The sequence below is a fragment of the Streptomyces sp. NPDC093544 genome, assembly GCF_040683495.1.
GTDB lineage: Bacteria > Actinomycetota > Actinomycetes > Streptomycetales > Streptomycetaceae > Streptomyces.
Window position 1 is genome coordinate 1 of the sequence record NZ_JBFBEA010000024.1, and the last position, 26,506, is coordinate 26,506.

The 26,506-nt window shown below is 70.2% G+C and carries 24 protein-coding genes and 2 pseudogenes; 21 read left to right on the top strand and 5 right to left on the bottom strand.

The genetic code is table 11. From position 1 onward, the window contains the following. Nucleotides 1-199: 199 nt before the first annotated feature. The 11 genes from AB0N66_RS31510 (at nt 200) to AB0N66_RS31560 (ending at nt 10,886) form a co-directional block, all read left to right on the top strand. Complete coding sequence (locus tag AB0N66_RS31510) at nt 200-1,768, top strand: arabinogalactan endo-1,4-beta-galactosidase (protein ID WP_365441622.1); 1,569 nt, start codon at nt 200-202, stop codon at nt 1,766-1,768. Between the two features lie 266 nt (nt 1,769-2,034). Further along, on the top strand, nt 2,035-2,322 hold the full coding sequence (locus tag AB0N66_RS31515) for a helix-turn-helix domain-containing protein (RefSeq protein WP_365441624.1): 288 nt from the start codon (nt 2,035-2,037) through the stop codon (nt 2,320-2,322). A 311-nt stretch (nt 2,323-2,633) separates the two neighbouring features. Beyond that, the gene (gene crcB, locus AB0N66_RS31520) at nt 2,634-3,068 is read left to right on the top strand and encodes a fluoride efflux transporter CrcB (protein WP_365441626.1); all 435 of its coding nucleotides are present in this window, start codon (nt 2,634-2,636) and stop codon (nt 3,066-3,068) included. After that, nucleotides 3,065-3,439 carry a DUF190 domain-containing protein gene (locus AB0N66_RS31525; protein ID WP_365441413.1) on the top strand — a complete coding sequence of 125 codons (375 nt, stop codon included), beginning with the start codon at nt 3,065-3,067 and terminating at the stop codon, nt 3,437-3,439. Before crcB (AB0N66_RS31520) ends, AB0N66_RS31525 begins: the two co-directional genes overlap by 4 nt. A 2-nt stretch (nt 3,440-3,441) precedes the next feature. Beyond that, nucleotides 3,442-3,816, top strand: coding sequence for a fluoride efflux transporter CrcB (crcB, locus tag AB0N66_RS31530; protein ID WP_365441415.1), 375 nt, complete (start codon nt 3,442-3,444; stop codon nt 3,814-3,816). 72 nt (nt 3,817-3,888) lie between these two features. After that, nucleotides 3,889-4,722 (top strand): undecaprenyl-diphosphate phosphatase, encoded by an 834-nt coding sequence (locus AB0N66_RS31535; RefSeq protein ID WP_365441417.1) that lies wholly within the window; start codon nt 3,889-3,891, stop codon nt 4,720-4,722. A 118-nt stretch (nt 4,723-4,840) separates the two neighbouring features. Continuing rightward, complete coding sequence (locus tag AB0N66_RS31540) at nt 4,841-5,518, top strand: FadR/GntR family transcriptional regulator (protein WP_365441628.1); 678 nt, start codon at nt 4,841-4,843, stop codon at nt 5,516-5,518. Nucleotides 5,519-5,636: 118 nt separating this feature from the next. Then, nucleotides 5,637-6,656, top strand: a complete 1,020-nt coding sequence (locus AB0N66_RS31545; RefSeq protein ID WP_365441630.1) for an asparaginase — start codon at nt 5,637-5,639, stop codon at nt 6,654-6,656. 320 nt (nt 6,657-6,976) lie between these two features. Continuing rightward, on the top strand, nt 6,977-7,909 hold the full coding sequence (locus AB0N66_RS31550; protein ID WP_365441419.1) for a glutaminase: 933 nt from the start codon (nt 6,977-6,979) through the stop codon (nt 7,907-7,909). Nucleotides 7,910-8,055: 146 nt separating this feature from the next. Continuing rightward, on the top strand, nt 8,056-9,444 hold the full coding sequence (gene mptB, locus AB0N66_RS31555; protein ID WP_365441421.1) for a polyprenol phosphomannose-dependent alpha 1,6 mannosyltransferase MptB: 1,389 nt from the start codon (nt 8,056-8,058) through the stop codon (nt 9,442-9,444). Continuing rightward, on the top strand, nt 9,441-10,886 hold the full coding sequence (locus AB0N66_RS31560) for a glycosyltransferase 87 family protein (RefSeq protein ID WP_365441423.1): 1,446 nt from the start codon (nt 9,441-9,443) through the stop codon (nt 10,884-10,886). The genes mptB and AB0N66_RS31560 overlap by 4 nt, the downstream gene beginning before the upstream one ends. 11 nt (nt 10,887-10,897) lie before the next feature. Here the strand turns inward: AB0N66_RS31560 and AB0N66_RS31565 are convergent. From AB0N66_RS31565 to AB0N66_RS31575, 3 genes and pseudogenes are all read right to left on the bottom strand, one after another. After that, a pseudogene (locus tag AB0N66_RS31565) lies at nt 10,898-11,794 on the bottom strand (serine hydrolase); the annotation flags it as partial. Nucleotides 11,795-11,883: 89 nt separating this feature from the next. Next, on the bottom strand, nt 11,884-13,026 hold the full coding sequence (gene rho, locus AB0N66_RS31570) for a transcription termination factor Rho (RefSeq protein ID WP_365441425.1): 1,143 nt from the start codon (nt 13,024-13,026) through the stop codon (nt 11,884-11,886). A gap of 304 nt (nt 13,027-13,330) precedes the next feature. Next, nucleotides 13,331-14,176: a class I SAM-dependent methyltransferase gene (locus AB0N66_RS31575; protein WP_365441427.1), complete on the bottom strand. Its 846-nt coding sequence runs from the start codon at nt 14,174-14,176 to the stop codon at nt 13,331-13,333. Nucleotides 14,177-14,362: 186 nt separating this feature from the next. Between AB0N66_RS31575 and AB0N66_RS31580 the strand changes: the two genes are divergently transcribed. The 3 genes from AB0N66_RS31580 to AB0N66_RS31590 are packed head-to-tail and all read left to right on the top strand — an operon-like array spanning nt 14,363 to nt 16,694. Further along, nucleotides 14,363-15,100 carry a nuclear transport factor 2 family protein gene (locus AB0N66_RS31580; RefSeq protein WP_365441429.1) on the top strand — a complete coding sequence of 246 codons (738 nt, stop codon included), beginning with the start codon at nt 14,363-14,365 and terminating at the stop codon, nt 15,098-15,100. After that, on the top strand, nt 15,097-15,438 hold the full coding sequence (locus tag AB0N66_RS31585) for a YciI family protein (protein ID WP_365441632.1): 342 nt from the start codon (nt 15,097-15,099) through the stop codon (nt 15,436-15,438). Before AB0N66_RS31580 ends, AB0N66_RS31585 begins: the two co-directional genes overlap by 4 nt. Then, the gene (locus tag AB0N66_RS31590; protein WP_365441634.1) at nt 15,429-16,694 is read left to right on the top strand and encodes an RNA polymerase sigma factor; all 1,266 of its coding nucleotides are present in this window, start codon (nt 15,429-15,431) and stop codon (nt 16,692-16,694) included. The genes AB0N66_RS31585 and AB0N66_RS31590 overlap by 10 nt, the downstream gene beginning before the upstream one ends. A 76-nt stretch (nt 16,695-16,770) precedes the next feature. Here AB0N66_RS31590 and AB0N66_RS31595 read toward each other — a convergent pair. After that, nucleotides 16,771-17,064 (bottom strand): annotated as a pseudogene (locus tag AB0N66_RS31595) (MFS transporter); the annotation flags it as partial. A 157-nt stretch (nt 17,065-17,221) separates the two neighbouring features. On the opposite strand from AB0N66_RS31595, the gene AB0N66_RS31600 reads away from it, so the two are divergent. The 4 genes from AB0N66_RS31600 to AB0N66_RS31615 all read left to right on the top strand — a co-directional run bounded on the left by AB0N66_RS31600 (nt 17,222) and on the right by AB0N66_RS31615 (nt 21,061). Further along, nucleotides 17,222-17,677, top strand: coding sequence for a MarR family transcriptional regulator (locus AB0N66_RS31600; RefSeq protein ID WP_365441431.1), 456 nt, complete (start codon nt 17,222-17,224; stop codon nt 17,675-17,677). Between the two features lie 206 nt (nt 17,678-17,883). Then, a complete protein-coding gene (locus tag AB0N66_RS31605) occupies nt 17,884-18,765 on the top strand; it encodes a polyphosphate polymerase domain-containing protein (RefSeq protein WP_365441433.1) in 882 nt (293 codons plus the stop codon). Then, entirely contained in the window at nt 18,762-19,439 is a 678-nt protein-coding gene (locus tag AB0N66_RS31610; RefSeq protein WP_365441435.1) for a DUF4956 domain-containing protein, read from the top strand. Before AB0N66_RS31605 ends, AB0N66_RS31610 begins: the two co-directional genes overlap by 4 nt. Beyond that, nucleotides 19,439-21,061, top strand: coding sequence for a CotH kinase family protein (locus tag AB0N66_RS31615; protein WP_365441437.1), 1,623 nt, complete (start codon nt 19,439-19,441; stop codon nt 21,059-21,061). The genes AB0N66_RS31610 and AB0N66_RS31615 overlap by 1 nt, the downstream gene beginning before the upstream one ends. 114 nt (nt 21,062-21,175) lie before the next feature. Here the strand turns inward: AB0N66_RS31615 and AB0N66_RS31620 are convergent, their stop codons facing one another. Then, the gene (locus AB0N66_RS31620; protein ID WP_365441439.1) at nt 21,176-22,765 is read right to left on the bottom strand and encodes an alpha-amylase family glycosyl hydrolase; all 1,590 of its coding nucleotides are present in this window, start codon (nt 22,763-22,765) and stop codon (nt 21,176-21,178) included. A gap of 54 nt (nt 22,766-22,819) precedes the next feature. Between AB0N66_RS31620 and AB0N66_RS31625 the strand changes: the two genes are divergently transcribed. The 3 genes from AB0N66_RS31625 (at nt 22,820) to AB0N66_RS31635 (ending at nt 26,431) form a co-directional block, all read left to right on the top strand. Further along, nucleotides 22,820-23,875 carry a methyltransferase domain-containing protein gene (locus AB0N66_RS31625; RefSeq protein ID WP_365441441.1) on the top strand — a complete coding sequence of 352 codons (1,056 nt, stop codon included), beginning with the start codon at nt 22,820-22,822 and terminating at the stop codon, nt 23,873-23,875. 152 nt (nt 23,876-24,027) lie between these two features. Beyond that, complete coding sequence (locus AB0N66_RS31630; RefSeq protein WP_365441443.1) at nt 24,028-24,987, top strand: thioesterase family protein; 960 nt, start codon at nt 24,028-24,030, stop codon at nt 24,985-24,987. Next, on the top strand, nt 24,977-26,431 hold the full coding sequence (locus tag AB0N66_RS31635; protein ID WP_365441445.1) for an MFS transporter: 1,455 nt from the start codon (nt 24,977-24,979) through the stop codon (nt 26,429-26,431). The genes AB0N66_RS31630 and AB0N66_RS31635 overlap by 11 nt, the downstream gene beginning before the upstream one ends. Nucleotides 26,432-26,506 lie beyond the last annotated feature (75 nt).

Consider the following 26,506-nt stretch of genomic DNA (forward strand, 5'->3'; position numbering starts at 1 on the left):
ATCTCCGTACCTGGGGGCTGCCGCCCCCAGACCCCCGCTGTCGGCCTGAACGGCCTCGTCCTCAAACGCCGGACGGGCTGAAACGGGGCGTAGCCCCGGAAGTACGGGACGGGCAGGGGCGGCGGGGGCGAAGAACCCCTCCCGAAGCCCCAACCCCGGGGCACCCATCCCCATCACGTCGAAGGGACGACGGACGATGATGTTCCATCCCAGACGCACACTCAGGGCCCTGCTGCTGCCGCTGGCCGCCGGGCTCGCCCTCACCGCCCTGCCCGCGCAGAGCGCCCACGCGGCGAGCACGCTCACCAACAGCGGTTTCGAGTCGAACGGCGCCGCCACGGCGACGCCGACCGGCTGGTCGACGTACTCGGCGGCCGGGCAGAGCGCCGCCTCGTTCACCGAGTCCGGTGGCCACGGCGGGAGTTACCGACTCACCCACTGGTCGGCCTCCGCCTACAAGGTGGAGACCTACCAGTACCTCTCCGGGCTGACCAACGGGAATTACACCCTCACCGCGTGGGTGCGCTCGGGCGGCGGCCAGAACTCCGCCTACCTCGCCCTGAAGAACTGCGGCAGCGCGGAACAGCGCACCGACCTGCCGGTCTCCGCCAGCGGCTGGCTCCGGATCGTCACCTCCATCGCCGTGACGAACAACCAGTGCACGATCAGTGTCAACTCCGACGCTGAAGCGGGCAATTGGATCAACGTCGACGACGTGACATTCACGTCCGGCTCGACAGGCCTCGCCATCAAGGGTTCTGACGTCTCGTCACTCGCCAAGAGCGAGGCCCTCGGCGGCGTCTACAGGACCAGCTCCGGCGCGACCGGCGACGCGCTCGGCATCCTCAAGTCCGCAGGGCAGAACTACGCACGCCTCAAGGTCTGGGTGAACCCCGTCGACGGTTACAACAACAAGACGCGCGTGCTGGCCATCGCCAAGCGGGTCAAGGCACAGGGCATGAAGCTGCTCGTCGACTTCCACTACTCGGACACCTGGGCCGACCCCGGCGCCCAGACCAAGCCGGCCGCCTGGTCCGGACACTCGTACAGCCGGCTCAGGACTGACGTGTACAACCACACGTACGACGTCCTGGGCGCCCTGAAGGCGCAGGGCACCACGGCCGACATGGTGCAGGTCGGCAACGAGATCAACGGCGGCATGCTCTGGTCCGAGGGCTCGACGAGCAACTGGTCGCAACTCGCGGGGCTGCTGAACTCCGGCTACGACGCGGTGAAGGCGGTCAACTCGTCCACCACCGTCGCGCTGCACCTCGCCAAGGGCGGCGACCTCGCGGGCACCCGCTGGTGGTTCGACAGCGCGGTCGCGGGCGGTGTGAAGTTCGACGTCATAGGCCTGTCGTACTACGGCTACTGGCACGGCACGCTCACCGACTTCCAGACAACCCTGGACGACGCGGCGGCACGCTACGGCAAGCCGGTCTACCTCGCCGAGACGGCCTACCCGTTCCGGCTGGACAGCGAGGACTCGACCGAGAACATCATCGACCTCAGCAGTGAGCTGGTCTCCGGCTACGCGGCCTCGACGGCCGGGCAGACGAAGTGGATGAAGGACGTGGCGAGCATCGTGGAGGCCGTCCCGAACGGTCGCGGCCTCGGCATCTTCTACTGGGAGTCCACCTGGACCGCCGTCACCGGCAACGGCTGGGATCCGACGGACTCCGCGTCCGGCAACGGCTGGGAGAACCAGGCACTCTTCGGCTACGACGACAAGGCCCTGCCGGCCATGTCGTGGTTCAGCCACCGCTGAGCAGCTGAGACAGCGTCGGCTCCCAGGACCACAACCGGGTCCTGGGAGCCGACGTCAGCAAGAGGACATCTGCGACGTCCGAGTGGAGAAGTCGCTTCGGCGGAATTCGCCGACAACGTCCCGCGGTAGCCGACAACATCCCGCGGGAACCGGGCCCCCGGGCTTTCCCGGAGGCGTTCGGCCTTCGCGAGCGTTGCCGAAGCCCGTGCGCGTCGCCCCGGGCTGCGGGACAGTTACGGGAGACCGCCGTGACGGAGGGGGACGAGATGCTGAAGGTTCCCGTCAGTGGACAACGCCTGGAGATCCTGGAGTGGCTGCGGGACCCTGTCGCGCACTTTCCTCGGCAGCGGCACGGCGACCTCGTCGAGGACGGCGTCACCCCGGCGACCCTCGCCGCCAAGCTCGGTGTGAGCCGTGCCGTCGCGCGCACCCACCTCGATCTCCTCACCGGGATCGGGCTGCTGCGCACCAAGAAGATCAGACGTCGCACCTTCTATCGCCGCGACGAGTACCGCATCGCCGAGGTCAGCCACTTCTTCGAGAAGGGCTGGTAGGAGCCGCCGGCTTCCACGGAGCCGCCCGTTTCTACGGAGCCGCCGGTTTCCACGCGTTCGGTCCGGTCGGTTTCCACGGGTCCGGCCGGGCGTGCGGGGCCGGTTCCCCCGGCGTTACGCTGTTCACCGGCCGCGATCTTGCCTCGCGGCGCGGCGGTGGGGCCCGCCGTACCCGAACCGCGGCGACAGCGCCGCCAACGGTCCCTACTTGCGATGGAGTGTGCTCGGGCGACCGGGCCCCGGCGAGTAGGAGACGTACGCACATGACAGCCCCGCAGCCAGAGCGAGCCGATCGAGCCGATCGAGCCGGGATGCCCGCGCGGCCGGTGTCCCCGTGGCAGGGCCAGGGACCGGTCGTCGCGATGGTCGCGCTGGGCGGCGCGATCGGCGCCACGGGCCGCTACGGCGCGTCGCTGTTGTGGCCGTCCCAGGCGGACGGATTCCCCTGGACCACGTTCTGGGTCAATGTCGTCGGCTGCGCGGTGATCGGCGTCTTCATGGTGGTCATCACCGAGGCGTGGGCGGCCCACCGGCTGGTGCGGCCGTTCTTCGGCACCGGAGTACTCGGCGGATTCACCACGTTCTCGACGTACGCCGTCGACATCCAGAAGCTGGTCGACGAGGGCCACCCCGGGACCGGCCTCGCCTACCTCGCCGCGACCCTGTTCGCGGCGCTCGCGGCGGTATGGCTGGCGGTATCGGCGGCACGTCGTGCCCTGGCGTGGAGCAGACGGAGGCAGCGATGACAAGGCTGACGGGCCGCGCCCTGCGCGTGACCATCTTCATCGGCGAGAACGACATCTGGCACCACAAGCCGCTCTACTCGGAGATCGTGCACCGCGCCCGCGCGGCGGGCCTCGCGGGCGCGAGCGTCTTCCGCGGTATCGAGGGCTTCGGTGCCTCCTCGCTGATCCACACCTCGCGGCTGCTCTCGCTCAGCGAGGACCTGCCGGTGGCCGTCGTGATCGTGGACACCGAGGAGCGAGTACGCGCCTTCCTGCCGCAGCTCGACGACCTTGTCTCCGAGGGGCTGGTGATCCTCGACGACTGCGAGGTCATCCGATACGTCGCACGGGAAGCGAAGCAGGGCGAAACGGGCAAGGAAGGTAAGAAGTAGTTGTGAACTGGCTGCTGGTGATCATCGGTGCCGCAGTCGGCGCGCCCCTGCGCTATCTGACCGATCGTGCGGTGCAGGTGAAGCACGACACGGTCTTCCCCTGGGGCACCTTCGCCGTCAACGTCACGGGCTGTCTGATCCTGGGCCTCCTGACCGGCGCGGCCTCGGCGGGCAACGCCTCCTCCCACCTGCAACTGCTGATCGGCACAGGCCTGTGCGGGGCGCTGACCACGTACTCGACCTTCTCGTACGAGACGTTGCGGCTGACCGAGACCGGCGCCGGGTTCTATGCCGCCGCGAACGTGATCGCGAGCGTGACAGCGGGCCTCGGCGCGGCGTTCGCCGGGGTCTCATTGGCGCAAGCTGTGTGGTCGTAGACCGCGGGCACTCACCCGTGCGCTGTAAGACGGTCTACAGCACTGTCGATCAACTCCACAGAACTGGATCACATGAGCGTCATCAACGTCGGGCAGGCCGTCGTCCTCGGAGCCGTCGAGGGAGTGACCGAGTTCCTTCCCGTCTCTTCCACCGGCCATCTCAAGATCACCGAGGGGCTGATGGGCATCCCGGTCGACGACAACGCGGTGGTCGGGTTCTCGGCGGTCATCCAGGTCGGCGCGATCGCCGCCGTGCTCGTGTACTTCTTCAAGGACATCGTGCGGATCGTCTCCGCCTGGGGGCGTGGCCTGCGCCATCGCGAGGAGCGCTACCACCACGACTACAAGTTCGCCTGGTGGGTCATCTACGCGACCATCCCGATCGTGATCGTGGGCCTGGCGGCGAAGCCGCTCATCGAAGGGCCGCTCGCCTCGCTGTGGGTGGTCGCGGCCTCGCTGATCGTCGGCAGTGGCGTGATGTGGGTGGCGGACCAGATGGGCCGGCACAAACGCGGTGAGGACGACACCACGTTCAAGGACGCGATGCTGGTCGGCGGCTCCCAGATCCTCGCCCTGCTCTTCCCGGGCTTCTCGCGCTCCGGCGCCACCATGTCCACGGCGCTCATCCTCGACCTCGACCGCGTCGCCGCCACCCGGCTCTCCTTCTTCCTCGGCATTCCCGCCCTGACCGGCGCCGGGCTGTACGAGCTGAAGGACGCCCTGGGTACGGGTGTCGGGGCCGCCCCGCTCGCCGTCGGCACCCTCGTCTCCTTCGTGGTCGCGTACGGCTCCATCGCCTGGCTGCTGAAGTTCATCGCCAGGCACTCCTTCAACGCCTTCGTGATCTACCGGCTCGTGATCGGCGTCGCACTGTTCGGCCTGCTCGGAGCGGGTGTGCTCAGCTGAAGCCGCCCCGGTGAATCTCTCCGACGGTTGACAGCCGCCTCCCGTTCCGCGGAGGATCACACCCGTGAACCTGTCAGACAGCCAGACAGGTGGTTCGGTACCGCGGCGCGTCAGCGCCATGGAAGCGGTGCTCACCCACCTCCGCGGCGCCATCGAACGCGGCGAGTACGCCGTCGGCGACAAGCTCCCCTCCGAGGCGGAGCTCTGCCGCCGCCTCGAAGTCAGCCGCCCCGTGCTCCGCGAGGCGCTGCGGGCCCTCCAGGTCATGGGCCTCACCGTGTCCCGCACCGGCAAGGGCACCTTCGTCCTCGCCAACGCCGTCGAGGAGCCCACCTTCGGCGACTACGCGGCCAGCGACCTCATCGAAGTCCGCCGCCATGTCGAGATCCCCGTCGCCGGGTACGCGGCGGTGCGCCGTACCCCGGAGAACCTCGACCACCTCGCCCAGCTCCTGGAGCGCATGGAGGGGGAGACCGACACCACCGCCTGGGTGGCGATGGACACGATCTTCCACATCGCCATCGCCGAGGCCTCCCAGAACCCGGTCTTCCGCAAGGTCATCGAGGAGATCCGGGACGCACTGGCCCGCCAGTCGGCCTTCCTGAACGAACTCGGCGGCCGCCGTGAGCAGTCCAACCGTGAGCACCGCGCGATCGTCGAGGCGCTGTTCGACGGCAGCGAGCGCGACGCGGTGGAGGCCATGTCCCATCACCTGGACCGCGTCGAAACCACCCTCACTTCCATCGTGCATCCCGGGCGCACGGACACCCCCACGAAAGGCGGACCCGAGGCGTGAGCAAGCAGTCCCTGAAGCAGGAAACACCGGCGACGTCCGGCCATGTCGGCGTCGGCCGGTACGGAGTGCGCACCCGGGTCTCCGGGATACCTACCGGAGTGGACGCGTGAACCTGCCCATGACGTACGGCAGTTCACTCGCGGCGGCTCCGGTGATCCGCGAGCCCCTGCACGCACCCGTCGCCCATCTCGTACGCGGCGGTGTCATCGAAGGCATCCACTACGGCTCGGTGGTCGTGCTGGCCGCCGACGGCACCGTGGACCTCCAGATCGGCGACATCGAGGCCGCCTTCTACCCGCGCTCGGCGGTCAAACCCCTCCAGGCGGCGGCGATGCTGCGGGCCGGGCTGCCGCTCGACGGCGAGCTGCTCTCGCTGGCCGCGGCCAGCCACTCCGGCGAGGAACGGCATCTGGCCGGGACCCGGCGGATCCTGGAGCTGGCCGGAGTTCCGGAGGACCGGCTGCGCAATGTCCCGGACCTGCCGTTCGACCCGGTCGTCCGCGAGGCCTGGATCCGCGAGGGACGGCTGCCCTCCCGGCTCGCGCAGAACTGCTCGGGCAAGCACGCCGCCATGCTGTACACGGCCAAGCTCAACGGCTGGTCGCTCGACGACTACCTCGACCCGGCGCACCCGCTCCAGCAGGCCATCGCGGAGATCGTCGAGGACCTCACCGGGCAGGCGATCGCGCGGGTGACCGTCGACGGGTGCGGGGCGCCCCTGTTCTCCATCTCGCTGCACGGACTCGCGCGCGCCGCCGCCAGGATCACCACCGCCGCCCCGGGCACCCCCGAGGCGCAGGTGGCCGACGCGATGCGTGAGCACGCCGAGATGGCCTCCGGCTCCGGGCGCGACGTCGCCGCGTTGATGAGGGCCGTGCCGGGGCTGCTCAGCAAGGACGGCTTCGAAGGCGTGCAGTTCGCGGCACTGCCGGACGGCCGGTCCGTCGCCGTGAAGATCGCCGACGGCGCCGACCGGGCGCGGGTTCCGGTGGCCGCGGCGGCGCTCGCCCGCGCCGGCGTCGAGCCGACGGCGCTTGCCGGGTTCGCGGGGGAGCCGTTGCTCGGCGGCGGCAAGCCGGTCGGCAGCATCCGGCCCGTCCGCTCGCTCGACCCGCTCACCCGGCCCACGTACGCCTGACGCCGCGACCGAGCGATCCAGGGACTGTCCCCAACCCGCACACCGGATCACCCGGCCCACGTACGCCTGACGCCGCGACCGAGCGATCCAGGAACTGTCCCCCAACCCGCACATCGGCTACACGCCGCCACCGACATCGCCAACGAGGCACTCGGCGCGAAGGCCGCGGAGTCGTCGAACTCGTCCTGGAGAAGGGCCTGTTGCTCGCCGAACGCCTTGCGGCCTGCGCCGGCCCGGGGGCGCTCGCGGGCAGCGGCATTCCGTGGACGACCCATTGGGCGCTCTGAGCTGAGGAGCACCAGGACCGGTCGGGCGGCACAATGGTGATCATGTCCCCGTCGCTGACCTTTCAGCCGGTCCTGGAACGCATCGCCATCGAGATCGCGCAGACCCCCGGGCGCGGGAGGCCCGCCGACTACATCCCGGCGCTCGCCGCCTGCGACCCGCGCCGCTTCGGCATGGCCGTCGCCGAGCTCGACGGCACGGTGTACGGCGTGGGGGACTGGCGCCAGCCCTTCTCCACGCAGTCCATCACCAAGGTCTTCACCCTCGCCCTCGACCTGGCCCGCGAGGGCGACGAGTTGTGGGAGCACGTCGGCCGTGAGCCCTCCGGCAACGCCTTCAACTCCCTGGTGCAGCTGGAGTACGAGAACGGCATCCCGCGCAATCCGTTCATCAACGCGGGCGCCCTCGTCGTCACCGACCGGCTCCAGACACAGACCGGAGACGCGGCCGGGTCCCTGCTCAACTTCCTGCGCGCCGAGAGCGGCAACCAGAGCCTCACCTTCGACAAGGAGGTCGCTGCCTCCGAGGCCGCGCACGGCGACCGCAACGCGGCTCTCGCCCACTTCATGGCGTCGTACGGCAATATCGACAATCCCGTGCCGGTGCTTCTGGACCAGTACTTCCGGCAGTGCTCGATCGAGGCTTCCTGTGCCGATCTGGCACTGGCCACCGGATTTCTGGCCAGGCACGGCATCCGGTCCGACGGTTCTCGGCTGCTCACCCAGAGCCAGTCCAAACAGGTCAACGCGGTGATGCTCACGTGCGGCGCCTACGACGCGGCAGGCGAGTTCGCGTACCGCGTGGGGCTGCCGGGCAAGAGCGGTGTCGGCGGCGGGATCATCGCGGTGGTACCGGGACGGTGCACGCTGTGCGTGTGGAGTCCGGGCCTTGACCAGCGCGGCAACTCGGTGGCGGGCGTCGCGGCTCTGGACCGTTTCACGACGCTGACAGGGGTGTCCGTTTTCTGATCCGCCACCGCGGCGGGGGCTGTCCGCGCCAGGATCCGGCCCCCGTGGCGCGGACCGCACACGGAGGTCACGCGTAGGCCGCCGTGCGGAGAGAAGTACGTCGCTTTACGGCCACCCGGCATTGACACGCTTCCCGAGTGTTGGCCATGGCCTTTCCCGTCGATCTCCGCCGCTGTCAGGCCCTCGGTCTGGCCGGCTCCGCCTTTCTCGCGCTGGGCGGTGAGACGGCCGGAGCCCTGCCCGCGCGGGAGTTCCTCGCCCCCGAGTCCGCTCAGGCCGTACTCGGTCTGGTCGGCGTGTACTTCGGCGTCGTCCTGCTGATAGCGGCGTGGGTACTCCTTGGCACCGTCGTGCGGGGCCCCGAACCGCCGACTCCGCGGTCCCTGCTGCTGGTTCTGGCCGTCTGGGCGGCGCCGCTGCTGCTCGCGCCGCCGCTGTTCAGCCGGGATGTGTACAGCTATCTCGCACAGGGCGCGATGGTCGACGCGCACATCGACGTGTACGCGCACGGGCCCGCTCAGCTCGGCGGTCCGCTCGCCGACGAGGTGGCGCCGGTGTGGCAGCAGAGCATGACGCCGTACGGACCGGTCTTCCTCGCCGTCGCCTCCGCGCTGTCCGGACTCACGCGCGGGGAGATCCCCGCCGGACTGCTCGGCATGCGTCTGGTCGCCCTGCTCGGCGTCGCGCTGATGGCGGCGGCGCTGCCCCGCCTCGCCCGGCACAGCGGTGCGGATCCGGCCGCCGCGCTGTGGCTGGGCGCCCTCAACCCCCTCGTTCTGCTGCACCTGGTGGCCGGCGCGCACAACGACGCCCTCATGCTCGGACTGCTCGGCGTCGGACTGGTGGCCGCGCGCGGCCGGTGGCCCGTTCTGGGCGTCGTGCTCGTCACCCTCGCGGCGCTGGTCAAGGCTCCCGCCGCGCTAGGCCTGCTGGCGGTGATAGCGCTGCGCGGGCGGCGGGGGCTCGTGCCGTCCACCCTGACCACCACCGCCGGCGCCCTCGCCACCACGGCCCTGGTGACCGCCGTCACCGGTACGGGCTACGGCTGGATCGCGGCCCTCAAGACCCCCGTCTCCCCGCACAACTGGTCGCTCACCAGCCTGCTCGGCCGTGCCACCGGCACCCTGCTCGAAGAACTCGGCAGCGGGCTCGCACCCCTGGCCGTCCCCGCCTGGCACACGGCCGGACTCGTGGTGACCGTGCTCATCGTCCTCTTCATATGGCTGCGCCTCAGGCCCGGACCGATCTACGCACTGGGCCTGAGCCTGGCCGCCGTGGCCGTGTTCAGCCCGGCGATCAGGCCCTGGTACGCGCTGTGGGGGCTGTTCCTCATCGCCGCCGCGGCGCCCAGCGGTTCGGTACGCCACCGGGTCGCCGCCGCGAGTGGAGTGCTCGCCCTGGCCGTGCTGCCGAGCGGGTATGCGCCGGACGCCCAACAGGTGGTCCTGGCCGTCTCGGGCGGACTCCTCGCCCTCGTCGTGCTCTGGCAGGCCCATCAAGCGGCGCGGGCGCCGGTACTGGAGCGCACCGCATGAGACGCCCCCGCACCTTTCCCGGTTCCTATGGCCTCTCTCCCAGACTTCCCCGCACGGACCGGGGCCGCCTGTTCCTGGTTCTGGGACTCGCCGCCGCCGTCACCGGGTTCACCGCCACCGTGCCGCTCCTGCGCGACTGGTTCGACCTGCGCGTCTACTACGGGACGATCGACGCCTGGGCACACCACGACGGCCGGATCTACGACTACCTCGTGCCCGGGACGACGTACGGCTTCACCTATCCGCCGTTCGCGGCCCTCAGCATGCTGCCGATGGCGCTGGTCGGATTGCACACCGCGATCGCCATCGGGCTGTTGCTCAACCTCGCGGCGCTCGCCGCCGTGGTGTGGATCCTGGTCGGGCCCGCGCTGCGCCGGTACGGCTGGTTCGGCTTCGCCATGGCGGCCTGCCTGCTTGCCCTGTTCGAACCGGTCCGCGACACCTTCAGCTTCGGGCAGGTGAACCTGCTGCTCCTGGCCCTCGTCCTGAGCGACGCGTGGCTGCTGTCCACCGGCCGGGGCCGCCGGGCGGGCGTCGGCATCGGGCTCGCCGCCGCCATCAAGCTCACCCCCGCGATCTTCATCGGCATGTTGCTGCTCGCCCGTCGCTGGCGCGCCGCCGGCGTCGCGACCGCCGTCGCCGCGGCGGCCACCGTCCTGGCAGCCAGGGTGGCGCCGGACGCCTCGCGCTTCTACTGGACCCACGCGCTGTGGGACACGGACCGCATCGGGCGCCTCGGCTATGTCTCCAACCAGTCCTTGCAGGGCGTCCTGGCCCGGCTCGTGGCACCGGGCGAACCGAGCAAGGCCCTCTGGGCGACGTCCGCCCTGGTGGTCCTGTGCGTCTGGGCCTGGCGGACTTCGCGTGCCGTGGCCGACGAGGACTGGATCGCCGCGTTCGCCCTCACCGGCCTTACCGCGTGTCTCGTCAGCCCGATCACCTGGGTGCACCACCTCGTCTGGCTGCTGCCGTCCTTCGCCGTGCTGCTGCGAAGGCACCGGCCGCGCATCGCGGGAATCCTCTACGCGATCCTGTGCAGCAGCGTGGTGTGGCTGTGGTTCCAGGACGCGTCCGGCCTCGACGCTTTCGTCGGCAGCAACGCCTATACGTGGATCACGCTCGGGCTGCTCCTGTGGCTGCCGGTCGGTCAGCCGGGCGTCGGCCGTCCGCCTCTGTTCCGCAGGGCCAGGGCCACGCATCCCGCGCCCAGACAGGCCGCGCCCGCGATCGCCGCGGCAGCGGCGGGCCACCCGAGTCCGCCGGGTCCATCGGCCGTGGGCAGCGCGGCCGGCCGGGCGGCCGACAGCGCGGCCGGTCCTGCCGTCGGCACGGGACGCGTGTCGAGGAGCGAGCCGACCGGATCGACGCGCCCTGACGCCTTGAAACCCCAGTCCAGCAGTGAGCGGGCCTCCTCGTACACCGCGAACCCGCCGCCCTCCTGAGGGTTCATCACGGTGACGATCACGGTGTGCCCGCCCCGGCGCGCGGCGGCCACGAGTGTGCTGCCCGCGTTGCTGGTGGAGCCGTTCTTGACCCCGATCAGGCCCGGGTACGGCTCCACCCCGTCGGCGCCGGTCAGCAGCCGGTTGGTGTTCTCGATCTCGTACGACCAGCCGCCCCCGCCGGGGAACCTGGCCTCGGCGGTGGAGCAGTAGCGCGCGAATTCGGCGTTGCGCAGCCCGGCCCGGCCGAACACCGCCAGGTCGTACGCCGACGAGACCTGCCCCGGCGTGTCGTATCCGTCGGGGGAGCGGACATGCGTGTCGAGGGCGCCCAGAGCCCGGGCCTTGGCCTGCATGTGGGCGGCCGTGACGCGCCAGCCGCCGTTCATGGAGGCCAGCACATGGACGGCGTCGTTGCCGGAGTTCAGGAAGACACCGCGCCACAGGTCCGCCACCCGGTAGGTGCGCCCCTCGGCGACGCCCACCAGGCTGCTGCCGTCGCCGATGCCCCGCAGCTCCTTCTCGGTGACGGTGTGCCGGATACCGCCGGGCAGCACCGGGAGGACCGTGAGGGCGAAGAGGGTCTTCAAGGTGCTGGCGGGCGGCAGTTCGCGGTGCGCGTTGTGGGCGGCGAGTACTTTGCCGGTGCGTGCGTCGGCCACCAGCCACGACAGTGCGGAGACGTCGTCGGGGATCTCGGGCGCTCCGCGCCGTGGCCGTACCTGCGTGCCGGCCCGGTACAGCGGCGGCTGTGAGGCCGAGGCTCTGGGTGCCCCCGGGTCCGTGCCGGCCCGGGCGGCGGCCGCACTCGGCGCGAAGGCCGCGGCGCTCGGCGCGAGGGCCAGGGCCCCGGCCGCACAGACGGCGGAACAGCAGACGGCGGCGCGGGAAGAGAATCCGATGGTCATTCCGCAAAAGTAGGAACCGACACGCCCTGAGCCGGGCTGCCAGGCCACAGCGGCGGGATCGAGCACCCGGATGCCGCACGTGGGAGAAGTCAGGAGGGCAGCGTCGGGTGGACCTGGCGGAGGAAGGCCGCGTTGTCCGGAGTGGCGCGCATCCGCTCCAGAAGGGTCTCCAGGCCGGCCTGGCCGTCCCGGGTCTGGAGGGCGCGGCGCAGTCCGCGTACGGTGCTCAACTCGGCCGCGGGTACGAGGAGTTCCTCGCGTCGGGTGCCGGACGGAGTGATGTCGACGGCCGGGAACACCCGCCTGGAGGCCAGGGTGCGGTCGAGGCGGAGCTCCATGTTGCCGGTGCTCTTGAGCTCCTCGAAGAAGTAGTCGTCTGCACGGGAGCCGGTCTCCACCAGGGCGGTGGCCAGGATGGTGAGGGAGCCGCCCTCCTCGGCGAGGCGTGCGGCGCCGAAGAACCGCTTGGGGCCGTGCACAGCGGCCGCGTCGACGCCGCCGCTGAGGGTGCGGCCACCGGAGGCGGCCGCGTTGTTGTGCGCCCGGCACAGCCGGGTGAGCGAGTCCATCAGGATGACGACGTCCTCGCCCTGCTCGACGAGCCGCTTGGCGCGCTCGATGACGAGTTCGGCGAGTGCGATGTGCTGCTTGGGCGTCTGGTCGAAGGTCGAGGCGAAGACCTCGCCCCGGACGGAGCGCCGCATGTCGGTCACTTCCTCCGGCCGCTCGTCGAGCAGCAGCACCATCAGATGGCACTCGGGATGGTTGCCCGCGACAGCCGCGGCGATCTGCTGGAGCAGTACCGTCTTGCCGGTCTTGGGAGGGGCGACGAGCAGTCCGCGCTGGCCCTTGCCGACCGGTGCGACCAGGTCGACGACGCGCCCGGCCAGGCCGCTCGCCGGGTGTTCGAGGCTCAGCCGGTCACGTGGGTGCAGCGGGGTGAGGTCATGGAAGTGCGGGCGGCGGCGCAGTTCTTCGGGCGTGCGCCCGTTGATCCGCTCCACCTCGGCGAGGGCGCGGGGCCCGCCGCGTACGCCTTCGACGGTGTCGCCCTTGCGCAGGCCGTAACGGCGGATCAGCGCGGCGGACACCTGGACGTCGTTCGGGGTGGGCAGGCAGCTCGTGGCGGCGCGCAGGTACCCCTGCCCGTTGTTCGCGATGTCGAGGACACCGTTGGCGTGCGCCGGGAGCTGCTTCTGTCGTACTGGAGGGTGTTCGAGTGTGGTGGTCATGATGGGGGTCCTTTCGAGGACGGGTTCATGAGGTCATGAGGAAGGGAGGGGGGGTGTGCCGGGGGAGGCGGCGTGCTCACGCCTCCGTGCGGCGGGGAGACATCACCTCGTGTTCGGCGGACGGCAGGAACTGCCTGTGGCCGAGCTCAAGAGGTGATGTGCTGGGAAGCTGTTCCGCCGGTCGGAAAGCGACGGGCGTGTCAGCGAGAAGAAGTGGAACAAACACCGGCGCCCGAGACGGGGCGTACACAAGTGCTGATCGCACTGTAGCACCCTGTGGCCGGGTTCGGCTGTGATGTGTGTCTCAGCGGCTCGCGAGCAGGCCGTACAGCAGCGGGATCCGCGGTTCGGTCTCCGGCAGTCGCCACCACCTGGACGGGGTACGGGTCATCTGCGGCCACCGGGGCCAGGGAAGCTCGTCGCTCTCCCGCAGCCGCCGAATCCGCAGACCTGCCCCGATCAGCGCGTTGATGACGTCGTCCAGTCCGTGCATCCACTCGTAGCTGTCGGTCGCGCCGCGCACGGCCGGACCGTCCGTGTAGGTGTACGTCGCATCCCGGTGGACGGCGTCCCGGCCACCCAAGTAGTCGTGCCGCAGGAGAAGTTCACCGCTCTCGTCCTGGGCCGGTTTGGGGCCCAGCGAGTTGAGCAGGGGATGGAACTCGGCGATGTACAACAACCCTTCGGGGCGCAGGAGTTGGGCGATGGTGGTGGCCCAGCGGTCCAGGTCGGGCAGATAGCACAGGGCGCCCTTGCCGGTGTACACGACGTCGAACTGCCGCCCTCCCAGGGCCTCGACGGCGTCGTACACATTGGCCCGTACGTACGCGATGTCGGCGCCCGCCCGTGCCGCGATTTCGGTCGCGGCCGCCACGGACGCTTCGGAGATGTCGAGTCCGACGGCGCGGGCACCGCGCTCGGCGAAGGCGATCGTCTCGGTACCGAGATGGCATTGAAGGTGGAGCACGTCGAGGCCGGCCAGCTCACCGAGGTCCTCCCACTCGAAGGCGGCGAACCAGCGGGCCGGGTCGAGGTCCTCGTGCAGCCCGTAGAAGCGGCTGGCGACGTGGATGGGAGTGCGCGAGTCCCAGTTGGCCTGGTTGGCCCGCATCATCCGCTCGTGCTCGTGCCCGTCGGTCGTCTCGGTCATGGGGACATCCAATCGTGCGCGGCGGGGGAGCCGTGGGAAGAACGCCGGATCGGCGCGAGCCGGGCCCCGCGCCCCGGCTCCCTCGTGTGTCCGGCGGTGGGCAGGAGAACCTGGAAGGGTGTCGATTCGGCGCCGGCCCGTTCGTCGGTGGGGTGTAGGAAGTTCATGAGCATCGGGAGGAACCCCATGAAGTACATGCTGCTGGTCTGTGGTGACGACACCGCGGACGCCTCCGGCATGGCGCCCGTCGAACCCTGGGTCGAGGAGCTGGGTGTCGCGCGCGGCGTACGGCTGCACGGCCACCGGTTGCGGCTGCCCGCCGACGCGGTCACCGTCCGGGTACGTGACGGCGAAGTGCTGCGCACCGACGGGCCGTTCGCGGAGACCAAGGAGTACATCGCCGGTTACGACATCCTCGAGTGCGACACCGTGGAGGAGGCGGTGGAGGCGGCCGCCAAGCATCCCGTGGCGGCCATAGGGGCCATGGAGGTGCGCGCGTTCTGGGACGACGAGGACGCCGAGGCGGAGATCCGCCGGATCGACGCGGAGCTCACCGCGGCCGGCCGGGAGCGGGACTTCGACCGGGCGATGGCCTGTTACGCCCCGGACGTCGAGGTTTTCCACCCCGTGAGCGGTCTGGATCAGAGCGGCATCGAGGCCCTCCGTAAGGCGGAGGAGTTGTGGTTCTCGACGCTGACCGGACCCGTGGAGCGCGAGGTGCTCGACTTCCGCGTCCGGGTCGACGAGAGCGTCGCGTTCAGTCACGCGCTCGTGCGGATGCGCGCCACGCTGGCCGGCGGTGAGTCGCTGGACACCACGGCGCGGGTCACCACGGGCTACCGTGCGGCCGGCGACCGCTGGCAGATCGTCCACCAGCACACGTCAGTGCCGTTCGACGCCGGAATCACGGGGGGCCAGTCATGAAGTACGCGCTGTTCATCTGCACCCCCGTCGGCGGCGACGAGCTCAGCCCCCAGGAGATCGCCGACGACCCCCGTTTCCTCTCGTACATCGAGGAGGTGCGCAGCCGCGACATCGTGAAGGGCGGAGCGCGGCTGCGGCCGTCCACGGACGCCACCACCGTGCGTGTCCAGGGCGACGAAGTGCTCCTCACCGACGGGCCGTTCGTGGAGTCCAAGGAGTACGTCGCGGGCATCGACATCGTCGAGGTCGCCGACCTCGACGAGGCCATCTCGCTCGCCTCGCGGCACCCCGCCGCGCTGGGCGGCGGCTCGGTCGAAGTGCGTCCGGTCTGGGAGTGAACGATGTGGAGGCGGCCGTCGCCGCCGCCTTTCGCGAGGAATGGGGCCAGGTCGTCGCCACCCTGATCCGGGTGACCGGCGACTGGGACCTGGCCGAGGAGTGCGCGCAGGACGCCTTCGCGCGGGCCCTGGACCGGTGGCGGCGCGACGGCGTGCCGCGCCGCCCCGGCGCCTGGCTGACCACGACGGCGCGCAACCGCGCCCTGGACCTGTTGCGCAGGGAGGCGGCGGGCGCCGCGAAGCTCCGGGAGGTGGCCGTGCTGACACGGGACGAGGACCCGTACGACCCCTGCGACCCGTACGACTCGGACCACGAGAGCGGAGTGGAGGACGACCGGCTGCGGTTGATCTTCACCTGCTGCCACCCGGCGCTGCCGGTCGAGGCGCGGGTGGCCCTGACGCTGCGTACCCTCGCCGGGCTGACCACACCAGAGATCGCCCGCGCCTTCCTCGTCCCCGAGGCGACGATGGCGCAGCGCCTGGTCCGCGCCAAACGGAAGATCCGCAACGCCGGCATCCCCTACCGCGTACCGCCCGCCCACCTGCTGCCCGAACGCACGACGGGCGTCCTTGGGGTGGTGTACCTGCTCTTCAACGAGGGATACGCCGCCACGTCCGGCGCCGATCTGCTGCGCACGAACCTGTGCGCGGAGGCCGTACGGCTCGCCCGCGTTCTCGCCCGCCTGATGCCCGACGAGCCCGAAGTGCTCGGCCTGCTCGCGCTGTTGCTGCTGCACGACGCCCGGCGCGGCACGCGGGTCGACGCGGCGGGCGAGCTGGTGACGCTGGAGGACCAGGACCGTACGGCGTGGGACAGGGCCGCGGTCGACGAGGGCGCAGCCCTGCTGGAGACGGCCTTGCGCCGGGGGCGTCCGGGGCCTTACCAGATCCAGGCAGCCATCGCGGCCTGTCACACCACCGCCGCCGCGGCCGAGGAGACGGACTGGGCCGATATCGCCGCGCTGTATGGGGAGTTGGCGCGCTTCGTGCCCTCCGCCGTGGTGCGGCTGAACCGTGCGGTGGCGGTGGGCATGGCGGAGGGGCCGGAGGCGGGCCTGACCCTGGTGGCGGAGTTGGAGGGGGAGGGGGAGCTGGACGGCTATCACCTGCTGCCGGCCACCCGTGCGGATCTGCTGCGCCGCGGCGGGCGTACGGCGGAGTCGGCCGAGGCGTACGGCAGGGCGCTGGAGCTGGTGGAGAACGAGGCCGAGCGGCGGTTCCTGGAGAAGCGGCTCGCGAAGTGTCGGTCGGCGTGAGAGCTGTACGGCCCGGACGACAGGGAACCAAACGGGTCGGCCGCCCCGCGGCGGCCGACCCGGTGGAAGGGGCAGGTCAGGCCCTGGCCGCGGATGCTTCGGGGACGGCCGGGGGTGCGGTGTCCGGCTCCGGCTGAGCCGCTGCCGCCCGGACGGGGATGAGGAAGGCGAGGATCGACGCCCCGATACCGACGCCGCAGCCGATGAGCATGGCCACGCGGAATCCGCTTTCGGCGGGCAGCGCGATGCCGCCGAAGTCAGTGGTCATCTGGGCGAGGACCACGCCGATCACCGCGGCCGAGACCGAGCCGCCGATCGAGCGCATCAGGGTGTTGAAGCTGTTGGCCGAGGCGGTCTCCGACCGGGGAACCGTACTCCCTGTTGCTCTTCCGGATCATGGCGAGCTGCACCATACAAACGATGTGCATCATGGATGGCGAATGCATCATGCACATCGTGCCTGATAAAAGTTCTGGGGAGGTGGCTTCCCCGAGGGGAGGCGAGCCAGGAGCCGAAGGAAGCGTTGCGTGGACAAGCCCCTTGACCTGATCGAGTTCGAAACCATGCTGCTCGGGCGGTACATGACCCTGCTCACCGCGCGCGGACGGGCCGTGGAGGGGCGCCTCGACCGGAGCGCCTATCTCCTGCTCAGCCGCATCCAGGTCGAAGGTCCGCTGTCCATCGGCCAGCTCAGCGAGGCCTTCGGCCTGGACACCTCCACTCTCAACCGGCAGACCGCCGCCATGCTCCGGACCGGCGTCGTCGAGCGCATGCCCGACCCCGAAGGGGGCATCGCCCGCAAGTTCGCCATCACCGCCGAGGGTGAGCGCCGTCTGGCCGCCGACCGGTCGCAGAACATCGGCGGCCTGGAGAAGGTCATGGTCGACTGGTCGGCCGACGAAGTGGTCGACTTCGCCGGCCATCTCAGTCGGCTGAACCGCGACATGGAGCGCCTCGACGAGCGCCCCTGGCCGCGCGACTGAAGTCCCGGCCACCCCGGGGTGTGGCCGTCACCGCGCGTCGAGCGCGTTCGTGATCGCGTCGCCGATGCCCGGGAGGACCTGACGTCCTGCGTTCACCGCGAATTCACCTCATGGTTTTAGCGCGTTCAGAGCAGCCCTTCATGGGGCCTTCATCTCTTACCTGTTTCTTACCGGGAGATGCACGGCCCACCGCACGAAGGGAAGCCATGACTGAGGCCCTACAAGTGGCCAGCAGACTCCACGCGTTCAACCGGTATGAGCTGAAGTACCTGGTCCCCGTGGATCAGGCCGCGGCCATCCGCGACGAGCTGGCCGAGCGGATGGATCAGGATCTGCACAGCCCGCCCGGCGGATACGGGGTGTGGAGTCTCTACTACGACACTCCCCAACTCCGGTTCTACTGGGAGAAGCTCGAAGGCCTGAAGTTCCGCCGCAAACTCCGCATCCGGCACTACGGCGACCTGGCACAGGTCACCGACGAGACCCCGGTCTGTGTGGAGATCAAGCAGCGCGTCAACCGCGTGACGCAGAAGCGCCGGATCACGCTGCCGTACGCCACGGCCAGAAGACTGTGCGACGAACGGGAGTTGATCGACCACTCCGCCAAGGAGAAGGCCTTCGTCGAGGAAGTACTCGAACTCGTCATACGGCTCAACCTCCAGCCCACCGCCATCACCGGCTATCAGCGAGAGGCACTGGTCGGCCGGGCGGAGGACACCGGTCTGCGCGTCACCTTCGACCGCAGGATCCGAGGGCGCGACCGCGATTTCCACTTCGGCACGCAGGGCGTGGAGAACCGCTTCACCATCCCGCCCCACATGTCGGTGATGGAGATCAAGGTCAACGAGCGTGCCCCGTACTGGATCACCGATCTGACCGCCAGACGCAATCTCAACCTGATCCGGGTCTCCAAGTACGTCCAGTCCATCGAGGCGTTCGGTCTGGCACCCCGCTCCGTCTTCCACGTCCGTGAGGAAGACCTTCCGCCGGCCCCGGTCGAAGGACTGCCCGCGCAGCGCACCACCCTCGTCGCCACATCCCCCACATCCCCCACAGCACCTCGCGCCACGGAGGCACTCCAGCCGTGAATCTCGACCTTCAGGACCTGAGCGGCACGTTCAGCGTCACCGACATCGTCATCGCGATGACCCTGTCCTTCGTACTCTCCACAGCGATCGGATACGTCTACCGGGCGACCCATCGCAACGTCTCCTACAGCCAGTCGTACGTCCAGACCCTGGTCATCGTCGGCATGATCGTCGCCCTGATCATGCTGGTGGTCGGCTCGAACCTGGCCCGCGCCTTCTCGCTCGTCGGCGCGCTCTCCGTGGTCCGCTTCAGGAACGCGGTCAAGGAGACCAGGGATGTCGGCTTCATCTTCCTGGTGATGGGTCTCGGCATGGCCTGCGGTGCCCGGTTCTACACGCTCGCCGCGATCGCGGGCGCGGCCATCTGCCTGATCATCCTCGTGATGAACCGGTTCAACTGGTTCGCGCTCAACGTCCAGCGCCAGGTCGTCAAGGTCCAGGTGCCGGCCGGTGAGGACTACTCGCAGACCATCCAGGACGTTCTGATCCGCTACACCGACGAGTTCGAGCTGGTTTCCACCGAGACGATCCGAGGCGGCGCCCTCACCGAAGTCTTCTATACGGTCCGCATCAAGAAGGGACATGAGCCGGGCGAACTGGTCGCCGCACTGTCGGAACGCACCTCCGGTCAGCGCGTGACCGTCCTGACCGGTTACGACCAGACGGACCTCTGATGGCCGCCGCCCCGACACGGCTGGTGCACCGCATCCCCGTGCGGCTGCGCCACCAGTGGAAGCCGGCCGCCCTGCTCTGCGTGGGCCTGGCCGTCCTCCTGGTCTTCTTCGGCGACGCCCGGATCTCGCCCTGGGTCACCAGCGCCTCGGCCGAGGACAGCGACACCATCACGGAGAACATCCTGGGCACGGTCGATCTCTACGACGAGAGCACCTCGCACTCGATCCAACTCGAGTACGACCAGGACGACTTCGACGAGATGATCGACAGCTACGTGGAGGACGGCAGCAAGGAGTACATCGAGGCCGACCTCACGATCGACGGCACCTTCGTGAACAGCGTCGGCATCCGGCTCAAGGGCAACTCGACGCTGCGCAGCCTGGCTTCGGGCAGCGGTCAGCAGGGTGGCGCCAACCGGCAGCAGGGCGGCGGGAACGGCGGCGGGGCTGCCGGCGGCATGGGCGGAGGTGGAGGCGCAGGCATGGGCGGAGCTGGAGGCGGCGGCATGGCCGGCGGAGGCGGAGGCGGCATGATGAACATCCAGCTCTCCCGGGAGAAGCCCGAAGAGCTGCCGTGGCTCATCAAGATCGACGAGTACGTGGAAGGCCGCGCGTACCAGGGCGAGCGGCAGATCGCCGTGCGCCCCGGCAGCAACGCAGGCCTGCCGCTCAACGAGGCCGTATCGCTGGCCTTGGTCGACGAGTCCGACCAGGCGGCACAGCGCTACTCCTTCTCGACGCTCAAGACCAACAACCGCCCGGCCGCCACCCGGCTGATCGTGGAGAACCCCTCAAAGGAGTACGCGGAGAACACGGTCGGCACGGACGGCGTCCTCTACAAGTCGCTGAGCACCGGCTCGTTCACCTACCAGGGCGACGACCCGACCGAGTACGAGACGGATTTCAAGCAGCTCACGAAGGAGGGCAGCCAGGATCTCCAGCCCGTCATCGACCTCATCAAGTGGACCGAGGACGCCACGGACAAGGAGTTCGCCGAAGAGCTCGACGAGTACGTCGACGTGAAGTCCTTCGCCCGCTACGTGGCGACGCAGAACCTGCTGCTGAACTTCGACGACATGAGCGGTCCGGGCAAGAACTACTACCTCTGGTACGACCTCGACACCAAGAAGTTCTCGGTGCTCGGCTGGGACTACAACCTCACGTTCAGTGGAGACGCCACGGCGGGCCCCGACGACGCCATGGGTATGGGAGGTGCCGGCGGTATGCGCGGCGGCGCGGCCCAGGGCGGCGACACCGCCGAGCCGGGCGGCACCCAGGGCGCGCCGGAAGGGATGCCTTCGGGGATGCCGTCCGGGATGCCGCAGGGCGGCGCCCAGGACGGTGCTCGGCAGGGCGGAGGAGGTATGGCCGGCGGTCATCAGCTGAAGGAGCGCTTCCTCGAACTTGATGCGTTCGACGACGTCTACCACGAGGCCTACCAGGACCTCTACGAGCAGTTCTTCGGCTCCGGCTCGGCGCTGGACGCCCTCGATGGCATCGTGGCCGACGCCAAGAAGGCAGGCGCACCGACGGCCGGGCTCGACACGGCCGCCAAGACGCTGCGCTCGACGATCACTTCGCGGACGCAGAGCCTCGCGAAGGATGAGGTGATCACTGGCTGACGTACGGCGGCAGAGTACGTCGGCACGGCTCGGAGCGCGCCGGATTCCCCAGGGCATCCGGCGCGCTCAGCCACTGCCGCACCTTCGTGGCGCACCTTCGCGGCGCAGGCCGAGCTATCGGCCCAGGTCGAAGATCCCGTACGCGAAGCCTTCCGCGGTGAGGGTTCTTCCGTCGACACGAACGCCGGACACCTCCAGCGGCCGTGGTTCCGCCGGGCTGTCGTACGTGTAACTCACCGCATTCCGCTGCGGATTGACGACGACGAGGTACCGCCCGCCCCGTACATATACGAACGGGTAACCGGCGTGCAGGACTTCCACCGAGCCGCCGGAGCCGAGTTCCGGTGCCGCTCCGCGCAGGGCGATGAGGCGGCGTACGAAATGGAGCAGCGAGGTGTCGTCGGCACGTTGTGCGGCGACCGTGGGGCGGTCGGGCGCCGGATCGATCGGGAGGTAGAGGCGGTCGGCGGGGACGGTGGAGAAACCGGCGTTCGGGCCGTCGTCCCACTGCATGGGGGTACGGGAGCCCGCGCGGTTGTAGCGGGGGCCCAGCACACTGCCCTCTTTGTCGGGGAGGCCCGGGACGTAGCGCATGCCGATCTCGTCGCCGTAGTAGATCGCCGGAAGGGTCGGCCAGGTGAGCTGAAAGGCGAAGGCGGCGGGGAGCTGTTCGGCCGAGCGGGGGCCGCAGTTGAGGCGGGAGAAGTCGTGGTTGGCGGTCGGGAGGGAGATGAAGCCGCTGCCGGCCACGGCGGCTGACGCCGCACGCCAGGCTTCCACGAACGGGCGGGGCGAGCCCTTGCCGCTCGGGTCGAAGAAGCAGTCGAGCGGGTCCCAGGCCTCGTTGACCGTGCCGTCCGTGTTGCTCCACAGCGACCGCAGGGCGCGGCCGTCGGTGGGGCCGCCGAACTGGAGGAAGAAGTCGGTGTGGAAGCCCGCGGGAACGGACACCTCCGGTTCGCCCCACTCGGAGAGCAGTACCGCGTCCGGATGTGCGTCGTCGAGCCAGTGGCGCAGTTCTGTCCAGATGTTCGCCGTCTCGGTCTTGCCCGGGTCGTCCTTGACGAGTGATGCGGCCATGTCGACACGGAAGCCGGACAGGCCCAGGCCGAGCCAGTGGTCCATGATCGAGCGGAGCGCGGCGCGGTTCGCTCGCGGGCCGTCGGCGTCGACCGGCTGACGCCAGGGCTCTGCCGGATCCTCGCGCGCGTAACCGAAGTTGAGGGCGGGCTGAAAGGCGAAGAAGTTCGGGAGGTACGCGCCCGGGCGGGTGCCGGGGGAGACGACGAAGCCGTCCTGGTGGGCGTCCGGCGCCCAGATGTACCGGTCGTCCGCCGGGTCGTTCGCGGAAGCCGTGAACCACGGGTGCTCGTCGGAGGTGTGACCGGCCACGAGATCCAGTAGTACGCGGAGACCGCGGCGGCCCGCTTCCTCGACCAGCTTGGCGAAGTCGTCGTTCGAGCCGTAGCGGGGCGCGACGCTCAGGTAGTCGGAGACGTCGTATCCGGCGTCCCGGAACGGTGAGACGAAGCAGGGGTTGAGCCAGACGGTGTTGACGCCCAGCCACGCGAGGTGGTCGAGGCGCTCGGCGATGCCGTTGAAGTCGCCGATGCCGTCGCCGTTCGAGTCGGCGAACGACTGCGGGTAGATCTGGTAGAAGACGGCGTCGGCCAGCCAGGCGGGGGCGGGGCGGAACGAAGTCATGAAGTGGACCATAAGGCAACGCACGGGGCGCACGCTGCCCCTAAGCTGGGCCCGATGTTCACCGCGCAAGGTCCCACCCTCCGCGAACTGGCCGTACAGGCCCTTTCGTCCATCGAGCACGGCTACGACCTGCTCGCGCCGAAGTTCGACCACACGCCGTTCCGGACACCGGACTCGATCCTTGACGCCGTGGTGTCGGCGCTGGACCGGATCGGCCCCTTCGACCACGGACTCGACCTCTGCTGCGGAACCGGCGCGGGGATGCAGGTACTGCGCGAGCTGTGCCGGGGGAGCGTCACCGGCGTGGACATCAGCGCGGGGATGCTCGCTGTGGGACGGGAGCGTGCGGGTGCCGCTCGTGCGGAGGAGTATGCGGGGGCCGAAGGGGAGTCCGAAGGAGCGGGGCACGCACGCTCCGCGGGGCAAGAGTGGGTGGCGGGCGCCGGCGGGCAAGGTGGCGCCCGCGTGCAGGGGCACGGGAGCTCCGGTGGGCAGGTCCCCGATGGTAGGGGTGTGAGCCCCGGTACGCAGGGTCAGGCGAGCCCGGGTGCGCAGGGACATGCGAGCCCGGGTGCGACGGGGCAGGTGAATCCCGGCGTGCGAGGGCACGTGAGCGCCGGTGGACGGCAGCACGCGAGCCTTGGTGAACGCGGGCGTGCGCGCCCCGACCGCGCGCCCGACGTCATGTGGGTACGCGGTGACGCACGCGCCCTGCCCTTCGCGCCCGTTTTCGACCTGGTGGTGAGCTTCGGCGCGTTCGGCCACTTTCTGCCGCGTGAGCTGCCGGGGCTGTTCACCCAGGTCCACTCCGTGCTGAGGCCTGGCGGGCGCTTCGCGTTCCCGATCGTGGCTCCGCCCCGGCCGAGCTCGCCCTGGTACTGGGCCCTGCTGGGCTTCGACGCGGCCATGCGGGTGCGCAACGCCGTGTGGCGGCCGCCGTTCGTCATGTACTACCGGGCGTTCCGGCTCGACGAGGTACGCCGGGAACTGGCGCGGGCCGGGTTCGCGGTCGAACTGCAGCCCCTGTCCGAGTTCGGCACGCGGCCGGACGGCAGCCCGCGGTGCCGGATGGTCGTGGCCACGCGGGAAAGCACCCCGACGCCCGCGTAGAGCCCCCAGGTCCACCGGTCATGGCGGACGCTTGTCCACGAGAGCGTTTGTTTCTCCAACTCGCTCGGCTAAGGTGAGTCTGCTTTCCAAACCAAGCACCTCGAGACCCAGTCTCAAGGCTCACCCCAGAACCGACTGTGCGAGGAACCGCGATGACGGCCGCACCACCCGACAGCACGCACGCCACGAGCAGCACGCACGCCACGAACATCACCCATGCCACGAATGACGCCGTGGCCCGTATCGACCCCCTGTGGTGGTCCTGGGAGGGCGCACACGGTGGACATGTAGCGGCCACCGCGCTAGCCGCCGTACGGGATCGTGCCACCGACGGAGGGATACGCCCCGCGCGTGCCCTGACCACCCACTTCCTGGCGCCGGTCGACGCGCGCCCGATCGCCCTCTCCATGACCCTCCCGTCGGCCGGACGTCGCGTCTCGACCTGCGCGTTCACCGGCCACCAGGACGGGAAACCGGTGCTCGTCGGCTCGGCGGTGTTCGGCCCGGGCCGCCCGGGACCGTCTTACGAGGGCCGGACCGCCCCCGAAGTGCCGAGACCTGGGGACTGCCCGCTCCTCGACCTGCCCGTCGGGCTGGCGCCCTTCGCCAAACAGGTGGAGCTGCGCCCCGCCACCGAGGACCTGCCGCTCGCCGGAGGCGAGAAGGCCGAACTCCTCGCGTGGGTGCGGTTCGCCGACGACCGGCCCCTGGACGCGGGCGCGGTCGTGACCCTCACCGACGTCCTGCCGCCCGCCCTCTACGCGCGCTGGCGCACCCCGCGCCCCGTGCCGACCGCGGAGCTGACCGTCCATTTCACCGACGCGTTGGATGCCGGCGCTTCGGAGGGCTGGGCCCTGGTCCGAATCCGTACCGAGCAGGCCGGCAGCGGCTGGGCCATCGACGACAGCGCGGTGTGGTCGGCGGACGGCCGGCTGCTGGCCGTAGCCAGGCAGGCCCGTGTGGTTCAGGGCGCGCAGGGCAAGGGCGTGCAGGGCGAGGGCGTGCAGGGCGAGGGCGTGCAGGACAAGGACGTGCAGGACAAGGACGTGCAGGACAAGGATCCCGGAGACGAACGGGCCGCGCTGTCGGGTGGGCTGAACCATGGCAACTGACCTCCGCGAGCAGTCCGGTCCGCAGGTCACGCACGGCAGCCATACGTTGCCGGTCCTGATCGCCGCCTGCCTGGGCCTGTTCACCGTCTTCCTTCAGACCACGCAGACCATCGGTACCCTCAGTGCCGTACAGGACGACCTCCACATCGCTTCGGCAGACCTGGTGTGGGTCGCCAGCATGTACACGCTGGTGGTCGCGTCCTGCGTGCTGGGAGCGGGCGCGCTGGCCGACCGTTGGGGGCGGCGACGCGTCTTCCTCGTCGGGGCCGCCGCGATGGCGGTGGGCGGTGTGATCCTGGTCTTCGCCGGAAGCTTGGCCATCGTTCTCGTCGGGCAGGCGGTCGCGGGCCTCGGCGGCGCGCTGATCACGCCCAGTTCCCTCGCGCTCATCACGCACGCCGTGCCCGACCCGAGGCGCCGCGCCGGAGCGATCGCCGCCTGGGCGGCCACCTCCGGGCTCGGCCTCGCCATCGGCCCCGTCACCGCGGGCCTCGCCCTGCGCTGGTGGAGCTGGCACACCGCGTTCTGGCTCAACCTCGTCGTCGCCGCGCTCGGGGCCGCGGTCGCACTCCGCTATGTGGAGGAGTCCCGGAACCCGGCTCAACGCTTCGACTGGGCAGGACAGTTGACGTCCATGGGCGGTCTCGCTCTGATGGTCTTCTGGCTGATCGACGGCGGCCACCACGGCTACGGCTCCGGCCGGGCGCTCACGGCCGCCGCCGCAGCGGTCGTGCTCCTCGCCGCCTTCGCGGCGATCGAACTGCGCCGCACCGCCCCGATGATCGACCTGCGCCTGCTGCGCGACCCCTCCTACGCCGGCTCGCTGCTGCTCGCCGCGACCGTCCTGTTCGCCTTCGTCGGCCTCGCCGTCCTGGAGGTGCTGTGGCTGCAACGGGTCCGGGGGCTGAGCGCGCTCCAGGTGGGCACTCAACTCCTCGTGGAATTCGGCACGTTCATCGCTGCCTCGGTGCTCGCGGGACTGCTCGTACGCCGCCTCGGACCGCGCACGCTGATCACCGTGGGGCTGCTGACCGCGGCCATCGGAGCCACGCTCTTCGCACGCGTGGAGGCCGGAACGACGTTCGGCGGATACGCCGCCGCCCTCGCCCTCTTCGGCCTCGGCTGCGGTCTCGCCAACGCCCCGTCCACCGCACTCGCCGTCAGTCACGTCCCACGGGGCCGCGAGGGCGAGGCGGGAGGCACGGTGAACGCCGCCCGGCAGATCGGCGCCGTCCTTGGCACCAGCATCCTCGGCACGCTGATGACCACGCGCTTCGACGACCGTGTCACCCAGGTCAGCGACCCACGGGTCGCCTTCAGCGACGCGGTCGGTTACGCGGCGTGGGTCGTGGTGGCGGTGCTGGTGGTCGGCACCGCACTGTCGCTCGGGCTTTCCGGATGGGCCCGGCGCGCCGCCGCACCAGGGCCGGTCGGGCAACTCTGACAACAACGGGCCTGCCCCCGACCGTCGGCTCGGGGCAGGCCTGCCCAGATGTGGACGTTGCGGATGTTGCGGACC